Genomic DNA, 14,448 nt, shown 5'->3' on the forward strand with positions numbered 1-14,448 from the left:
GTACGGTAGGGCGTTCCGCGCCCCGGGTCTCCCCGGGCGCCGACGACCGGCCCGCCAGGGGCCAGGAGCTGATGTGACCGAACTGGAGCCGACGACCGGCGACGCGACCGTGCTACCGGACGCGTCGCCCGTGGTCGACCGGCGCTGGGCCGATGCGCCATGCGCCGCGCTCACCGTCGGCGCCGACGGCACCGTGCTGCAGGCCAACGGAGCAGCACGCGCGCTGCTCCCCCGGGCCCGTACCGGGGACCCGCTGTCGCGGGTCGCCCCGTGGCTGGCCACCGCGGGTGGCGCCGACCGCGGCGTCCCCACCGCGTTCTCCGACATCGTCGACGGCCGCGCGCTGGAGGCCCAGCCCGTCCGGCACGAGGACGGCTCGGTCACCTGGTGGCTGATCGACGTCACCGACGTCCGGTCCATCCGCGACGAGCTGCACCTGGAGCAGGCCCGCGCCGCTTTCCTGTCCGAGGCCTCGGCCGCGCTCCTGGGCTCGCTGAACCTGGGGCGCTGCATGGAGGTCACCGCCCAGCTCGCCGTGGGCAGACTGGCCGACGGGGCGCTCGTGATGACCCCGGGCACCCGCGGGCAGTTCCAGGTCGTCGACGCCGTCACCGACGGCCCCGTCCGGCACCGGACACTGCGCATCGACCCGGACGAGGTCCCCGGCCTGGCCGAGGCCCTGCAGGGCTTCCCGCCGGTCCCGTCGCGCTGGATCGACCCTGCCGTGGCCCCCGCCTGGGTGACGCCCGACGGGTTCGGCGAGGTCGGCTCGATCGTCGTCACCCCGCTGCCGGGGCACGGCATCCCGGCCGGCGCCATCGTGCTCCTGCGCCGCGCCGACACCGGGCCGTTCAGCGAGGGCGAGGAGGCGACCGCCCGCGAGTTCGCCGCCCGGTCCGGTCTCGCGATGTCCGCGGCCCGCATGTTCGCCCAGCAGGCCTCGATCACCGAGACCCTGATGCGCGACCTGCTGCCGCCGTCGCTGCAGCACGTCTCGGGGGTCGAGTTCGCCGGCGGCTACCGGCCCGCGCAGGACTCCGAGCGGGTCGGCGGCGACTTCTACGACGTCCACCCCGGCGCGGAGGGCTCCGACGAGACCCTCGCCGTGCTCGGGGACGTGTGCGGCAAGGGCCTGGAGGCCGCCGTGCTCACCGGCAAGATCCGCAGCGCGGTGCACGCGCTGCTGCCGATGGCCGACGACCACCTGCGGCTGCTGCACCTGCTCAACAACGCGCTGCTCTCCGACGACCATGCCCGCTTCGTGACGCTGGTGCTGGCGTCGGTGTCGCGCAGCGGGGCCGACGTGCGCCTGCGGATCACCTGCGCGGGCCATCCGCCGCCGCTGATCATCCGCGCCGACGGCCGCGTCGAGGAGGCCGCGACGCTCGGCACGCTGGTCGGGGCGCTGCCCGAGATCCACGCGTCGACCTGGGAGACCCGGCTCGGGCCCGGCGAGACCTGCCTGATGTTCACCGACGGCATCACCGAGGCCCAGGGCGGCCCGCTCGGGCGCGACCAGTTCGGCGAGGAGCGCCTGCGCCGCGCGGCCGCCGAGTGCGCCGGGATGCCGGCCGAGGCCGTCGTCGAACGGGTGCAGATGCTCGCCACCGAGTGGGTGGGGCGCAACTCCCACGACGACATGGCCGTCCTGGCGGTCACCGCTCCGCGCGGCCGGCACCTGACCGCGGTGGGTGGGTCGGGCCGGGGCAGGTACACCGCATGACGGCCGGGCGCTACACCGACCTGCTCTGGGACGCGGTGCTGCGGGGCGACGAGTACAGCGCGGTCGACGTCGTCGTCGACGCGCTGCGGGACGGCCTGGAACCCGAGGCCGTGCTGCTCGAGGTGATCGGCGCGGTGCAGCAGCGGGTCGGGCTCGAGTGGGCGGCCAACCGCCTCTCCGTCGCCCAGGAGCACGCCGCGACCGCGATCAACGAGCGCGTGATCAGCACGCTGTCGCTGACCAGCGGGCGGCACGGCGGCGAGCGCGGCCGGGTGACCGTGGCCTGCGTCGACGGCGAGTGGCACGCGCTGCCCGCCCGGCTGCTGGCCGAGGTGCTGCGGCTGCGCGGGTTCACCGTCGACTACCTGGGTGCGCAGGTCCCCGCGGCGCACCTGGTCACCCACCTGCACCGGACCGGCCCGGACGCGGTGGCGCTGTCGTCGTCGATCGCGACCCGGCTGCCGACCGCGCACGCGACGATCACGGCCTGCCAGGCCGCGGGTGTCCCGGTGATCGTCGGCGGCCGGGCGTTCGGCACGGACGGCCGCTACGCCCGCCTGCTCGGCGCCGACGCCTGGGCCCCGGACGCGCGGACCGCCGCCGAGACCCTCGCCGACGGGCTGCCCGCCCCGGCGCACCCGCACGCCCAGCCGATGGACGACCTGCCGCACCTGTCCGACCAGGAGTACACCCTGGTCACCCGCAGTGCCCCGCGGCTGGTCGCCACGGTGCTGGACCGCCTGCCCGAGCGTGTCCCGGCGATGGCCGGATACGACGACGACCAGCGCCGGCACACCGCCGAGGACGTCCGGCACATCGTCGACTTCCTGTCCGTGGCGCTCTACACCGGTGACGCGGAGCTGTTCGAGCACTTCCTCGGCTGGACCGCCGAGGTGCTCGAGGCCCGGTCGGTGCCGGTGGCCGTCCTGCGGCCCGTCCTGGACCTGCTCGGCGACGAGCTGCGCGACTTCACCCGGGCGTCGGAGCTGCTGCGGCGCGCGACCACGTCCCCGGCGCTCACCGGAGGCGCGGACACCCCCGTCCCGGCCGGCGCCGTCGCCGAGGGCGCCGACTCCACGACACTGCACCGAACCGGAAGGCCCGCATGAGTGACCCGCGAGAGCTGTCCCTCACCTGGACCAGCCCCGCGCCGGACCTCGCGACGGTGGCGCCGGCCGGTGACCTCGACTACGCCACCTCCGACGCGCTCACCGACGCCGTCGCCGTGCTGCTGACGGACCGGCCCGGCCTGCGTGAGCTGCGGATCGACTGCGCCCGGATCGGGTACTGCGACTCCTACGGTCTGTCGTCGCTGCTGATGATCCGCAGGCGGACCCGGGCCGCAGGCGTCGAGCTGCACCTCGACAACCGTGTCGGTGCGCTGGAGCGGCTGCTGCGCGTCACCAACACCCTGGAGCACCTCACCGGAGCCGACGGGCCGGCACGCGAGCAGCGGCTCGACACCTGAGCCGGGCGGCCCCCGCGGTCACCCCCGGTCGCGCAGCGCGGGCAGGTTCGCCTCGATCGTCGCCCGGTCCGGCTCCAGCCACGGCGGCAGCTTCAGCGCGCGGCCGAGTTCGAGCAGCGGCTCGTCGACGGTGAAGCCGGGCTCGTCGGTGGCGATCTCGAACAGCACACCGCCGGGCTCGCGGAAGTAGATCGAGGTGAAGTACTGCCGGTCGAGGATCTCGGTGACCTCCAGGCCGCGGGCCACCAGCTCGGTGCGCCACTGCTGCTGGGTCGCCCGGTCCGCCACCCGGAACGCGATGTGGTGCACCGTCCCGCCGGCCTGCACCCCGTGCCCGTCGACACCGCCGAGCACGTCCACGACCGTCGCGGTGTCCCCCGTGGTGCGGAAGCGGCTGCGGGCGCCGTCGTCGCCGGTGTGGGCCATGCCGAGGTCGGTGAGCATCCGCTGGGTCGGTTCGAGGTCCGCCTCGGACAGCGTCACCGCGTGCAGACCGCGTACCGCGTGCTCGGCGGGCACGTCGCCGGCGCCGTCCCAGCCCGAGCGGGTGTCGCCGGGCGCGGCGACGAGGTCGATCACCAGCCCGTCGGGATCGCGCAGGGTCAGGACCTCCTCGGCCCCCGACGACGCGTCCCGGGTGCGGGGGGTGTCGGCATCGACGCCGAGCGCGGCGAGGTGGGTCTGCCACCAGCCCAGCGACTCCGGCGGCACGCCGAACGCGGTGGCGGTCGTCAGGCCGGCGCCCTGCCGGCCGGGCTCGACGCCGGGCCACGGGAAGAACGTCAGGATGGTGGCGGGACGGCCCGCCTCGTCGCCGTAGTAGAGGTGGTGGACCTCGGGCGCGTCGAAGTTCACGGTCCGCTTCACCAGCCGCAGGCCGAGCACGGTGGTGTAGAAGTCCACGTTGCGCTGCGGGTCCCCGGCGATCGCCGTGACGTGGTGCAGCCCGTGCGGGGTGACGGTCGTTCCGGGGGTCATCGCATCGCTCCTCGGGGTGGTCGCTCCCCCACCGGATACCCGTTCCCGGGGTCGCCGACGCCGGACATGAAACCCGCCCGACCGGGGTACCCGGTCGTCATGACGACGCCCGAGAAGGACCAGCGCGGTCAGGACGAGCGCACGAGTCACCCGGTCCCGACCGAGCAGAGCGACACCCCGGTCGACGAGACCCCCGACGGCGACGGCGTCCACCTCGACGCCCAGCCCGTCGCGGAAGACGACCCCCGCACTGCGGCGTCCTGAACCACCCACCCGTCACGGAAGGACTGCACAGAACCATGGCCACGATCCGTTACACCGTCCCCGGCCTCGAGCGCGGAGACGCCGAGCAGGTCGTCGACATCCTGCAGCACCGTCTGCACGCCCTGAACGACCTCCAGCTCACGCTCAAGCACGTGCACTGGAACGTCATCGGCCCGAACTTCATCGCGGTGCACGAGATGCTCGACCCGCAGGTGGACGCGGTCCGCGGGTTCGTCGACGACGTCGCCGAGCGCATCGCGACCCTGGGCGGCTCGCCCAACGGCACCCCCGGCGCGCTGGTCAAGGACCGCACCTGGGACGACTACTCCATCGGCCGCGACCAGGCGATCGCCCACCTCGGCGCGCTCGACGTGGTCTACACCGGGGTCATCTCCGACCACCGCACCCAGATCGAGAAGGTCGGCGCGCTCGACCCGGTGACCGAGGACATGCTCATCGCCCAGGCCGGCGAGCTGGAGCAGTACCAGTGGTTCGTCCGGGCGCACCTGGAGAACGCCGACGGTTCGCTGAACACGCAGGGCAACACGGGTGAGGCGGGCGCGGCCGACGCCGCGCGCTGACCCACCCGGCCCGTTCGGCCCCCGAGGCCCGGTCCCGCCGTCGTGCGGGTCCGGGCCTTCGTCGTGCACTCGTCCGATATGACCGGAATGGTCGAATCGTGATAGGTGTCGGCGTCGCACATCCACGTCGAGGGGGAACCAGTGATCGTCCGATACCTACGGGAGCACACCAGTCCTCCCGTCTTCGTCACCTCGGCCCTCCTGGCGGTGGCGTTCGTGTCGTGGGGGGTCCTCTCCCCGGCATCGCTCGGGTCGGTCGCGGACTCGGTGAACGCCTGGATCACGGACACACTCGGCTGGCTCTACATCTTCTCCGCGACCGGCTTCCTGGTCTTCGTGATCGTGCTGATGGCCTCGCGGTACGGACGGGTGAAGCTCGGTCCGTCGGACTCGACGCCGGAGTACGGCACGGTCTCCTGGTTCGCGATGCTGTTCACCGCGGGCATGGGTATCGGCCTGGTGTTCTACGCGGTGTCCGAGCCGATCTCGCACTTCACCGCGCCGCCCACCGGGGACGGCTCGTCGCCCGAGGCCGCGCGGAACGCGATGCTCTACACGTTCTTCCACTGGGGCCTGCACCCGTGGGCGATCTACATCGTGCTCGGCCTGTCGCTGGGCTACTTCGCCTTCCGCAAGGGCCTGCCGCTGCGCCCGGCGGCCGCCCTGTACCCGATCCTGAAGGACCGGATCAACGGCTGGCCCGGCTACCTCGTCGACGTCATCGCGGTGTTCGGCACGCTGTTCGGCCTGGCCACCTCGCTGGGCATCGGCGCGCAGCAGGTCGCGGCCGGTCTCGACGCCGTCTTCGGCTGGGAGAACACGACCACGCTGCAGGTCGTGCTGATCGCGGCCATCACCGCGATCGCGATCACCTCGCTGATGCTCGGGCTCGACAAGGGCATCCGGCGCCTGGCGCTGATCAACCTGTGGCTGGCGCTCGCGCTGATGCTGTTCGTGTTCTTCTTCGGCCCCACCCGTGACCTGCTCAACAGCCTCGCCTCCAACATCGGCACCTACGTCCAGGAGGTGCCCGGCCTGTCGTTCGAGACCTTCACCGACGGCGGCAACGGCACCGCGGCGGAGTGGCAGAGCTCGTGGACGCTGTTCTACTGGGGCTGGTGGATCTCGTGGTCGCCGTTCGTCGGCATGTTCCTGGCCCGGATCTCCTACGGCCGCACCATCCGCAACTTCGTCGCCGGCTGCCTGTTCGCACCGGTCGGCGCGTTGGTGTGGCTGACCGTCTTCGGTGACAGCGCGCTGGAGCTCGTGCAGGCCGACCCGGCCGACCCGCTCGCCGAGGCGGCACCCGAGACCGCCATCTACGTGCTGCTCGCCCAGCTGCCGGTGCCCGAGTTCGTGGTCCTGCTGGCGTCGCTGCTGACGATCTTCGTGGTCGTTCTGTTCTTCGCGACCTCGTCGGACTCCGGCTCGCTGGTCGTCGACATCCTCACCAACGGCGGCGACCCGAACCCGCGCTGGCAGCAGCGGCTGTTCTGGGCGGTGCTGGAAGGCGTGATCGCGGCGGTACTGCTCACCGCGGGCGCGGTCGCCGGCACCGATGCGCTCTCGGCGCTGCAGACGGCGTCGATCGTGGCCGGTCTCCCGCTGGGGATCGTGCTGGTCCTGATGGCCGTCGGGCTGACCCGGGCCCTGCGCGACGAGCGGTTCGTCGTCGCGCTGCCGGTCGAGCCGTCACCGGCCCAGGGGCTGCGCGAGAGCAGCAGGCGGAGCACGTCGTCGTCGGAGAACGGGGAGGGGATCACCGGCTCCGACACCGGGCCCGAGACCCACGACCCGCTGCTCTCGGAGACGGCGGTGGCCGAGTTCGCCACGACCCGGGCCGCGCCGCCGGACTCCGGCGGGGAGCGTCCCCGCCGCGACCAGGACTGACCCGCGACGCCCGGGCGGGGCCGGCTCAGTCCGAGCCGGCCCCCTCGGCGGCGCCCACCCACAGGGCCATCGCGAGCGTCGGGCCCCACTCGTGCTCGGCCTCGCCCGGGGCGGGTCGGGCCTGCTCGCGGGAGCGGCGCAGCCGCACCACGAACGGCCCCTCGAAGGGCTTGCGGGCCAGCAGGTCCACCCGGTCGCCGAGCCGGACGTCGTGCGCGTCGAGGAAACGGAGCACCTCGGGGTCGGTGTCGTCGACGCGCACCAGGGTGCCGCCCTCGCCGTAGCGCAGGTCCGGCAGCCGGCGGGCGTGGACCACGGGCATCGTGCCGTCACGGGCCGGGATGGGGTCGCCGTGCGGGTCGAACCGCGGGTGCCCGAGCCGGGTGTCGATCCGGTCGAGCAGCCGGTCGGAGACGGCGTGCTCGAGCGCCTCGGCCTCCTCGTGCACCTCGTCCCACGCCAGGTCCAGCTCGGTGACCAGGAACATCTCCAGCAGCCGGTGCCTGCGCACCACGGCGAGCGCGGACGCCCGCCCGGCGGCGGTGAGCGTGATCCCGGCGTAGCGGGCGTGGTCGACCAGCCCGGCGTCGACGAGCTTGCGCACCATCCCCGACGCCGACGGCGACGAGACCCGCAGCCGCTCGGCCAGCGCGGAGACCCCGACCGACCCCTCCCACCGCTCCGAGAGCAGGAAGATGGTCTTCAGGTAGTTCTCCACGGACTCCGAGAGGCGCTCCGCGCTCATGCCCACCACGGTATCCCGGCGACGGTGGCTCAGGCGGTCCCGGCCGCGCAGAGCCGGGTCAGGAGGGCGGGGTCGACCGGCGAGCCGAGGGCACCGCTCAGGGTGAGCCCGTTGACCGCGGCGGCCAGCAGCGCACGCCGGTCGGCGTCGTCGGGCAGGAGCCGGGCGGCGGCCGCGGCGAGCGCGACGTCCCAGCGGTCCAGCTCACCGCGCAGATCCGGGCGCCGCGCGGCCAGCAGGAACAGCTCGTACTCGGCGATCGCGGTGACCCGTTCCTGACGGACGCAGTCCTCGACCAGCGCGACGAGGTCGCCCGGGACGGTGACCGCGTCGAGCCGGGCGATCCAGCGGTCGTTGACCGCGGTGAGCGTCGCGACCAGCAGCGCGTCGACACTGCGGTGGTAGTAGAAGACCGCGCTGGGCGGCACGCCGGCCTCCGCGGCGACCGCGCGCTGGCTGACCGCCGCGACCCCGCCCGCGCCGACCAGCCGCAACGTGGCCCCGACCAGCTCGCGGCGGCGCCGGTCCCCGCGGCGGCGACGACCGTCGGCCCCGGGGGTGTCCCGGCCGATCGCGTCAGGCATGCGCGGTCGCGCCGCCCAGCTCCAGGGCGAGCACCCCGGCGATGACGAGCGCGATCCCGCCGAGCTGGACCCACGTCAACGACTCACCGAGGAAGAACACCCCGATCAGCGCGACGAGCGCCACCCCGGCCGCGGCCCAGGTTCCGTAGGCGATCCCGAGCGCCATCCCCCGGCCGAGTGCCTGGGACAGCGACCAGAACGCCAGTCCGTAGCCCACCACCGTGATCATCGACGGCACCAGCCTGCTGAAACCCTGCGAGAACCGCAGCGCCACCGTTCCGGTGACCTCGGCGCCGATCGCGAGCGCGAGCCAACCCCACATCGCCGGACTCCTCCCCCTCTGTCCGTTCCCTTCCACATTGTAGAGCGTTCGCTCAGCTTTCCCGCCACCCGGACGACCGAGCACGAAATGGTTGTCATTGGCTTACGGTGGATCATCGTGACCACGCAGAGCAGTCGGACGACCGCGCCCGGTTTCCCCGCACCCCGCCGTCCCCGCGACTCCGTCGCCGCCGTCGCGACCCGCCTCGTGGACCTGCGACGACGCCTGGAGCGCACCGACCTGCGCCCCGCCCCGGACACCGACGCCGCGTTCGGCGAGCTCGTCGGGCTCTGCTGCTTCCCGCCCGCCGGCTGCACCGAGGGCGTCCTGGCGCAGGTCGCCCCGCACTCGGACGCCCTGCGGACCCTCGCCGCGACGGGCGAGGGCCACATGGAGAACCACTGGGCGCGCCGGATCGCCGCCGCCCCCGACCCGCGGGCCGAGCTGGACCGGTTCCCCTATCTGGGCAACTACCACGACCTCGTCCGGCTGGAGCTCGCCGCGCTGACCGCCGTCGGGCTGGCCGCGCCGCGGCGCGTCGTCGTGCTCGGGTCGGGGCCCCTGCCGCTGACCGGCCTGGTCCTGGCCACCGGGCACGGCGCGCAGGTGCTGCACGTCGACCGGGACCGGGCGGCCGTCGCCGCGGGGGACGCGGTCACCGCAGCCCTCGGGGCGGACGGGCGGGTCCGCAGCCTGGTCGCCGATCTCGACGACCCGCAGCTGTCCCCCGCGCTCGCCGGCGAGCTGGGCCGGGCCGACCTCGTGCTCGTCGGGGCACTGGTCGGTCCGGACGCCGCCGCCAAGGCCGCCATCACCGCCCGGCTGACCAGCGCGACCGGGCCCGGCACGACCCTGCTCGTGCGGTCCGCCGCCGGGCTGCGGACCCTGCTCTACCCGGAGATCGTCCCGGCCGACCTGCCTGCACTCGACGTACTCCTCGAGGTGCACCCGCGCACCGACGTCGTCAACTCCGTCCTGGTGGCCCGCGCCGCCACGTGAGGTGCGTCGCTCCCGCGGTTCGGAGCACCTCCGGCCGGGCAACCGGACCCCGACGAGGGGCGCAGCGACGCGCCGGATGACGACGGACCGAGGAGGTCGGGACATGATGCGGACGACGGGCGGGTTCTCCCGGCCCTACACCCCGGTACAGCCGGTCGCGGCGGCGTTCGCCGCGGCGTTCCTGCTGGTCGGAGCCCTGGGATTCGTGCCGGGCGTGACCTCCGGTGAACTCGCCGTGCTGCCCGGTGCGGGTACCGCGGTGCTGGCCGGGCTGCTGCCGGTGTCGGTGCTGCATAACGTGCTGCACCTCGTCACCGGCGTGGCCGGACTGGCCTCGGCGCGCTCCGGTGCCGCGTCGCGGGTGGTGCTCGTGGCCGGTGGCGCCGTCGCGCTCCTGAGCGCCGCCGTCGCCCTGGACACCGTGGGCGCGGCCCTGGTGGTCGTCGCCGTCACGATGGTCGGCTGCGCGACATTGCTGCGCGGCCGTCCCGTGGTGCGCCCGGCCCGCCGCGGGACAGCCGCGGCCTGAGACCTGGACGGGGCGTGACCCCCGTGGTCCGATGGCGGTGTGTCCGACACACCGTCCGCCGGGGCCCCGGTCACCGGACGACACCCCGACCACGGCCACGAGGCCGAGGTCGGCGACCCGGTGTGCTGGCTGGACCGGCTCTGCCCGGACTGCGGGGCGATGCCCTCGCCCACCGACGACGGCGGGCCGCCGCAGACCTGCTGGCGCTGCGGCGCCGCCGTCACGCACGCGTCGGGCTTGCGATCGCCTGACGATCACGCCGGGCCCGGCGCCGGGGTCGACGGGAGCGGTCCGGATCCGGTGGAATCGCCGTCATCATGAGCGAACAGGGCCGGACCCGGGTGCTGCTGGTCGACGACGACGTCCGGATCGGGCGCTCGCTCGGCCTCGCCCTGGGCGACGAGGGCGTCGATGTCGACGCGGTCCACACCGGCGAGCAGGCCCTGGTCAGTGCCGCCCGCCCGGGCGTCGACCTCGTGCTGCTGGACCTCATGCTGCCGGGCATCGACGGCCTCACCGTCTGCCGGCGGCTGCGCGAGACCGGTGACCTGCCGATCATCATGGTGACCGCGCGCTCCGACTCCGCCGACGTCATCGCCGGGCTGGAGGCGGGCGCCGACGACTACGTCACCAAGCCCCTGGTGGCCGGGGAGCTGGCCGCCCGCATCCGGGCGCTGCTGCGCCGGCGACGTCCGACCCCGGCGGCACCGCGCCGGATCACCGTCGGCGATGTCGAGCTGCGACCGGACGAGGGCACCGTGCTCCGCGACGGCGCCCCGGTGCACCTGACCCGCACCGAGTTCCGGCTGTTCGCCGAGCTCGCCGCGGCGGGCGGGCGGATCGTGACCCGCGACGAGCTGCTGTCGCGGGTGTGGGGCTACGAGTACCACGGCGACACCCGACTGCTGGACGTCCATGTGCGACGGCTGCGGCGCAAGGTCGAGCTCGACCCGGACCGGCCGGTCCTCGTGCTGACCGTGCGCGGCGCCGGATACAAGGTCGGCGACGCCGGACCGGACGCCGCGCTGCCGGGCGCCGCCCCCGCCTCGGGCCGCGGCGGGTGAGCGGGCGCGGCAGGATGCGGTCCGTGCTGGACCGACTGCCGCTGGGCCGGCTTCCGCTGCGGCACCGGATCGGCGTCGCGTTCGCCGGGGTGTCGCTGGTGGTGACCGGGCTGTTCGCGACGGTCACCTGGAACCTCGCGTCGTACTACCTGGTGGAGCAGCGGGTGGAGAGCGCGACCCGGCAGCTCGCGGTGAACCTCCAGCTCGTCGAGCGGGCGATGGCCGACACCGCCGACGTCGGCGGGCTCGACGACCTGTTGACCGGCCTCGCGGGCACCCCGGACACCACGGTCGCGCTGCGCCGCGACGGCGCCTGGACGACCAGCGGCCGCGAGGTCGACCCCGACCTGCTGCCGGCGGGTGTGCTGGCGCTGGCGGAGAACGGGACCGGGGCGCGGCAGCGGGTGATGGTGGCGGGGATGCCGAGCGTCGTCGTCGCGGCGCCGATGCCGGGCGGCGACGTGTTCGTCGAGGTCTTCCCGATGCAGCGGCTCGACGCCAATCTGAGGTTCCTCAGCGTCGTGCTGTTCACCGGGGTCGCGGTGAGTGCCCTGCTCGGGCTCGCGCTGGGCCAGTGGGCCGGGCGGCGCGCGCTGCTGCCGCTCACCGCCGTGACCCGGGCCGCGGCACGGATCGCCGGGGGCGACCTGACCGCGCGGCTGCCGTCGAGCACCGACGCCGAGCTCGCCCCGCTCGTCGCGACCTTCAACCGGACCGCCGACGACCTGGAGCAGCGGGTGTCGCGCGACGCCCGGTTCGCCGCGGACGTCTCGCACGAGCTGCGGTCGCCGCTGACGACGCTGGTGAACGCGGCCGCGGTGCTGACCCGGCGGCGCGACGAGCTCGCACCGACCGCGCGGGAGGCGGTCGAGCTGCTCGACGGCGAGATCCAGCGCTTCCGCCGGATGGTCCTGGACCTGCTGGAGATCTCCCGCAGCGACACCCTGCAGCGCGAGGACGGCGAGCTCGGCGCGCTGGTCCGCGGGCTCGTCGCGGTCCGCGGCGGGGAGCACGTCCCCGAGGTCGACGCCCCGGAGCCGGTGACCGTGCGGGTCGACCGCCGCCGCCTCGACCAGATCCTGGGCAACCTCCTGGACAACGCCGACGCGCACGGCGGCGGCGCGCGGCGGATCGGCGTCGCGCCCCGGGGCCGGTACGCCCGGATCGAGGTCGACGACGCGGGCCCCGGCATCCCGCCCGAACAGCGGCTGGCGGTGTTCGAGCGGTTCGCCCGTGGCACCCTGGCCGGCAGCCGCGGCGACGGCGGAGGCACCGGTCTCGGCCTGTCCCTGGTCGCCGCGCACGTGCGCCGGCACGACGGCCGGGTGTGGGTGGAGGAACGACCCGGCGGCGGCACCCGGGTCGTCGTCGAGCTGCCGGGGGTGCAGGCATGAGGACACGGCTGTGCATCGCGCTGCTGGGGCTGCTGGTCGTCGCCGGGTGCGGGGTGACCCTGGAGGACGAGCCGGAGCCGCTGGACCCGGCCACCGGGACGCCGTCGCCGACCCCGACGGTGACCGTGCTCCCGCCACACACCCCCGATCCCGGCACCGTGCCCCCGCCGCAGCGCACAGCCGCCGGGCAGCCGGCTACCGGCGGCGGCGCCGGCGCGGGTCCGACGCACAGCTGATGCAGGTGTCCGCGGCGGGCAGCGCCTCCAACCGCTCCGGGGCGATCGGACCGCCGCAGACGCTGCACCGCCCGTAGTCGCCGTCCGCCATCCGGTCGGCCGCCCGGTCGAGGTCCCCGCACTCGCGCTCCGCCGCGGCGAGCAGGCCCTGCAGCTGCGCGCGCTGCACGGCGATGGTGACGCCCTCGGGGTCGTGCTCGTCGTCATGGCTGGTCAGGGCCTGCTGATCGGCGAGGGCGTCCAGCTCCCGGCGCAGCGACGCCACCCACTCACGGGCGTGGGTGCGGGCGGCGGCCAGGGCGGTGGGGTCCACGGGACCAGGATGCGCCCCGGCAGACTGTCGTGGTGGCCCTGTCGCGTCCGAAGTCCGGTGTCGGTGTCGTCCTCCAGCGCGACGACGGCGCCGTCGCCGTCGGGCACCGCGTCACCGCCGGGGAGACCCCGAGCTGGTCGTTCCCGGGTGGGCACCTGGAGGGCGGGGAGCCGGTCGTCGCGGCCGCGCTGCGGGAGCTGGCGGAGGAGACCGGCGTCGTCGCGGCGGCCGGGACCCTGTTCGCGGTGTGCGTCCGGCTCGACGGCGCGGGGGTGACCTTCGCGGTGCACGTGCCCGCGCCCGCCGGGGCGGAGCTGCGGGTGACCGAACCGCACGCGATCGACACCTGGACCTGGGCCGACCCGGACGACCTGCCCGGACCGGTGTTCGCCCACACCGCCGCCGTCCGGCACGCCTGGCGTTCTCCGGGCGTCGCCCTCGACGGCTGGGACCTGCACCGCGTCGCGCACTGAGCCCCCGTCGATCAGTGCGGGATCACTGTCCGGGCGGGCGTCGACGACACCCGTGTACTGATCGATCGGCGGGGGACGGCGGTCATCCTCCCTGCGGCGCGAAGCCGGGCTTCGCCTCGACGAGGGTCACCGCGTTGCCGTCCGGATCGGTGGCGGTGCCGAACGCGACCCTCGCCGACGAGGTCGCGTCGACCTCGAGCGCGATGCCGGCGGATTGCAACCGTCCCGCGACCGCGGTGATGTCGTCGACCTGCAGCGTCAGCAGTCCGCCCCCGGCACGGTCGGGATCCAGCACCAGCTGGACCGTGCCGGCCGGGTCGAGGTACCAGTCGGCGAGCACCGGCATGGGACGGGCACTCGGCTCCTCGCCGAGCACGACGCTCAACCAGGCGATGCCGCGGTCGATGTCCGAGGTGGGGAGCCCGGCGAGGACGCCGAGGACGGGACCGGTGCGGGGCATGTCGTGTCCTTCCGTGCGGAGCCTGTCGGAAGTGGTGACCGCGCCGGGGCCCCGGGCTCATCGGTCTACTCCCCCACAGCACCGGTCGCGAGCTCGACGACGATGTCGAGGTGCCCCAGGTGACGGGCGTACTCCTGCACGACGTGCAGCAGCGTCCGCTCGATCGTCCCGGGGGCGGCACCGCGCCAGCGGGCGCTCGGCAGCCCGACCGCGCCGGCCCCCACCGACTCCGCGATCTCGCGGGTGCGCCTGCCCTGCGCCGCGAGCGCGTCCGCGAGCCCGTCGGCGGTGACACCGGGTGGGAGCTGCCACCGGCCGTCGACGTGGTCGGCCCAGGGTCCGGGAGGTCGGCGTCGACGAAGCCCCACTCCAGCCAGCGGCGCTCCATGCAGCACAGGTGGTGCACGAGCTCGGCGGGCGACCAG

The 14,448-nt window shown here is 74.6% G+C and carries 20 protein-coding genes; 13 read left to right on the forward strand and 7 right to left on the reverse strand.

Annotation, left to right across the window (positions count from 1 at the left end):
• Positions 1-73: 73 nt before the first annotated feature.
• The 3 genes from KPF22_RS27530 to KPF22_RS27540 are packed head-to-tail and all read left to right on the forward strand — an operon-like array spanning position 74 to position 3,191.
• Entirely contained in the window at positions 74-1,723 is a 1,650-nt protein-coding gene (locus tag KPF22_RS27530; protein WP_224403725.1) for a PP2C family protein-serine/threonine phosphatase, read from the forward strand.
• Positions 1,720-2,832 (forward strand): B12-binding domain-containing protein, encoded by a 1,113-nt coding sequence (locus KPF22_RS27535; protein WP_208826532.1) that lies wholly within the window; start codon positions 1,720-1,722, stop codon positions 2,830-2,832. Before KPF22_RS27530 ends, KPF22_RS27535 begins: the two co-directional genes overlap by 4 nt.
• Positions 2,829-3,191 (forward strand): STAS domain-containing protein, encoded by a 363-nt coding sequence (locus tag KPF22_RS27540; protein WP_208826535.1) that lies wholly within the window; start codon positions 2,829-2,831, stop codon positions 3,189-3,191. The genes KPF22_RS27535 and KPF22_RS27540 overlap by 4 nt, the downstream gene beginning before the upstream one ends.
• Positions 3,192-3,209: 18 nt before the next feature.
• On the opposite strand, the gene KPF22_RS27545 is transcribed toward KPF22_RS27540, so the two are convergent.
• Complete coding sequence (locus KPF22_RS27545; protein WP_224403726.1) at positions 3,210-4,169, reverse strand: ring-cleaving dioxygenase; 960 nt, start codon at positions 4,167-4,169, stop codon at positions 3,210-3,212.
• Between the two features lie 99 nt (positions 4,170-4,268).
• Between KPF22_RS27545 and KPF22_RS27550 the strand changes: the two genes are divergently transcribed.
• From KPF22_RS27550 to KPF22_RS27560, 3 genes are all read left to right on the forward strand, one after another.
• Positions 4,269-4,433, forward strand: coding sequence for a hypothetical protein (locus tag KPF22_RS27550; RefSeq protein ID WP_224403727.1), 165 nt, complete (start codon positions 4,269-4,271; stop codon positions 4,431-4,433).
• Between the two features lie 35 nt (positions 4,434-4,468).
• Positions 4,469-5,014, forward strand: coding sequence for a Dps family protein (locus tag KPF22_RS27555; RefSeq protein ID WP_178374752.1), 546 nt, complete (start codon positions 4,469-4,471; stop codon positions 5,012-5,014).
• 141 nt (positions 5,015-5,155) lie between these two features.
• Positions 5,156-6,904 (forward strand): BCCT family transporter, encoded by a 1,749-nt coding sequence (locus tag KPF22_RS27560; RefSeq protein WP_224403728.1) that lies wholly within the window; start codon positions 5,156-5,158, stop codon positions 6,902-6,904.
• Positions 6,905-6,929: 25 nt separating this feature from the next.
• Here the strand turns inward: KPF22_RS27560 and KPF22_RS27565 are convergent, their stop codons facing one another.
• The 3 genes from KPF22_RS27565 to KPF22_RS27575 are packed head-to-tail and all read right to left on the reverse strand — an operon-like array spanning position 6,930 to position 8,555.
• Positions 6,930-7,649 carry a metal-dependent transcriptional regulator gene (locus tag KPF22_RS27565; RefSeq protein WP_224403729.1) on the reverse strand — a complete coding sequence of 240 codons (720 nt, stop codon included), beginning with the start codon at positions 7,647-7,649 and terminating at the stop codon, positions 6,930-6,932.
• A 29-nt stretch (positions 7,650-7,678) separates the two neighbouring features.
• Positions 7,679-8,233: a TetR/AcrR family transcriptional regulator gene (locus KPF22_RS27570; protein WP_224403730.1), complete on the reverse strand. Its 555-nt coding sequence runs from the start codon at positions 8,231-8,233 to the stop codon at positions 7,679-7,681.
• Positions 8,226-8,555: a multidrug efflux SMR transporter gene (locus KPF22_RS27575; protein ID WP_062399751.1), complete on the reverse strand. Its 330-nt coding sequence runs from the start codon at positions 8,553-8,555 to the stop codon at positions 8,226-8,228. The genes KPF22_RS27570 and KPF22_RS27575 overlap by 8 nt, the downstream gene beginning before the upstream one ends.
• Before the next feature lie 117 nt (positions 8,556-8,672).
• Here KPF22_RS27575 and KPF22_RS27580 point away from each other — a divergent pair, with 117 nt between their 5' ends.
• From KPF22_RS27580 to KPF22_RS27605, 6 genes are all read left to right on the forward strand, one after another.
• Positions 8,673-9,554, forward strand: coding sequence for a nicotianamine synthase family protein (locus KPF22_RS27580; RefSeq protein WP_224403731.1), 882 nt, complete (start codon positions 8,673-8,675; stop codon positions 9,552-9,554).
• A 103-nt stretch (positions 9,555-9,657) separates the two neighbouring features.
• Positions 9,658-10,083 carry a DUF4383 domain-containing protein gene (locus KPF22_RS27585; RefSeq protein ID WP_224403732.1) on the forward strand — a complete coding sequence of 142 codons (426 nt, stop codon included), beginning with the start codon at positions 9,658-9,660 and terminating at the stop codon, positions 10,081-10,083.
• Between the two features lie 39 nt (positions 10,084-10,122).
• Positions 10,123-10,404, forward strand: a complete 282-nt coding sequence (locus tag KPF22_RS27590) for a hypothetical protein (RefSeq protein ID WP_224403733.1) — start codon at positions 10,123-10,125, stop codon at positions 10,402-10,404.
• Complete coding sequence (locus KPF22_RS27595) at positions 10,401-11,147, forward strand: response regulator transcription factor (protein WP_224403734.1); 747 nt, start codon at positions 10,401-10,403, stop codon at positions 11,145-11,147. The genes KPF22_RS27590 and KPF22_RS27595 overlap by 4 nt, the downstream gene beginning before the upstream one ends.
• Before the next feature lie 14 nt (positions 11,148-11,161).
• Entirely contained in the window at positions 11,162-12,541 is a 1,380-nt protein-coding gene (locus tag KPF22_RS27600; protein WP_208826549.1) for a HAMP domain-containing sensor histidine kinase, read from the forward strand.
• The gene (locus KPF22_RS27605; protein ID WP_224403735.1) at positions 12,538-12,777 is read left to right on the forward strand and encodes a hypothetical protein; all 240 of its coding nucleotides are present in this window, start codon (positions 12,538-12,540) and stop codon (positions 12,775-12,777) included. Before KPF22_RS27600 ends, KPF22_RS27605 begins: the two co-directional genes overlap by 4 nt.
• Here the strand turns inward: KPF22_RS27605 and KPF22_RS27610 are convergent.
• Positions 12,737-13,090: a TraR/DksA C4-type zinc finger protein gene (locus tag KPF22_RS27610; protein WP_224403736.1), complete on the reverse strand. Its 354-nt coding sequence runs from the start codon at positions 13,088-13,090 to the stop codon at positions 12,737-12,739. The genes KPF22_RS27605 and KPF22_RS27610 overlap by 41 nt on opposite strands.
• A gap of 32 nt (positions 13,091-13,122) precedes the next feature.
• On the opposite strand from KPF22_RS27610, the gene KPF22_RS27615 reads away from it, so the two are divergent.
• Positions 13,123-13,563 (forward strand): NUDIX hydrolase, encoded by a 441-nt coding sequence (locus KPF22_RS27615; protein WP_224403737.1) that lies wholly within the window; start codon positions 13,123-13,125, stop codon positions 13,561-13,563.
• A gap of 82 nt (positions 13,564-13,645) precedes the next feature.
• On the opposite strand, the gene KPF22_RS27620 is transcribed toward KPF22_RS27615, so the two are convergent.
• Complete coding sequence (locus KPF22_RS27620) at positions 13,646-14,023, reverse strand: VOC family protein (protein WP_208826555.1); 378 nt, start codon at positions 14,021-14,023, stop codon at positions 13,646-13,648.
• Between the two features lie 65 nt (positions 14,024-14,088).
• On the reverse strand, positions 14,089-14,391 hold the full coding sequence (locus tag KPF22_RS32430; protein ID WP_308010475.1) for a DUF664 domain-containing protein: 303 nt from the start codon (positions 14,389-14,391) through the stop codon (positions 14,089-14,091).
• Between the last annotated feature and the right edge of the window lie 57 nt (positions 14,392-14,448).

The organism is Pseudonocardia sp. ICBG1034, from assembly GCF_020131375.1.
Lineage (GTDB): Bacteria > Actinomycetota > Actinomycetes > Mycobacteriales > Pseudonocardiaceae > Pseudonocardia > Pseudonocardia alni.

Bases quoted from the DNA above. Each gene is read 5' to 3' on its own strand.
- KPF22_RS27550 (WP_224403727.1), top strand. From the start codon at position 4,269: ATGACGACGCCCGAGAAGGACCAGCGCGGTCAGGACGAGCGCACGAGT.
- KPF22_RS27570 (WP_224403730.1), bottom strand. From the start codon at position 8,233: ATGCCTGACGCGATCGGCCGGGACACCCCCGGGGCCGACGGTCGTCGC.
- KPF22_RS27620 (WP_208826555.1), bottom strand. From the start codon at position 14,023: ATGCCCCGCACCGGTCCCGTCCTCGGCGTCCTCGCCGGGCTCCCCACC.
- KPF22_RS27585 (WP_224403732.1), top strand. From the start codon at position 9,658: ATGATGCGGACGACGGGCGGGTTCTCCCGGCCCTACACCCCGGTACAG.
- KPF22_RS27600 (WP_208826549.1), top strand. From the start codon at position 11,162: ATGCGGTCCGTGCTGGACCGACTGCCGCTGGGCCGGCTTCCGCTGCGG.
- KPF22_RS27540 (WP_208826535.1), top strand. From the start codon at position 2,829: ATGAGTGACCCGCGAGAGCTGTCCCTCACCTGGACCAGCCCCGCGCCG.
- KPF22_RS27535 (WP_208826532.1), top strand. From the start codon at position 1,720: ATGACGGCCGGGCGCTACACCGACCTGCTCTGGGACGCGGTGCTGCGG.
- KPF22_RS27555 (WP_178374752.1), top strand. From the start codon at position 4,469: ATGGCCACGATCCGTTACACCGTCCCCGGCCTCGAGCGCGGAGACGCC.
- KPF22_RS27545 (WP_224403726.1), bottom strand. From the start codon at position 4,169: ATGACCCCCGGAACGACCGTCACCCCGCACGGGCTGCACCACGTCACG.
- KPF22_RS27605 (WP_224403735.1), top strand. From the start codon at position 12,538: ATGAGGACACGGCTGTGCATCGCGCTGCTGGGGCTGCTGGTCGTCGCC.
- KPF22_RS27575 (WP_062399751.1), bottom strand. From the start codon at position 8,555: ATGTGGGGTTGGCTCGCGCTCGCGATCGGCGCCGAGGTCACCGGAACG.
- KPF22_RS27595 (WP_224403734.1), top strand. From the start codon at position 10,401: ATGAGCGAACAGGGCCGGACCCGGGTGCTGCTGGTCGACGACGACGTC.
- KPF22_RS27565 (WP_224403729.1), bottom strand. From the start codon at position 7,649: ATGAGCGCGGAGCGCCTCTCGGAGTCCGTGGAGAACTACCTGAAGACC.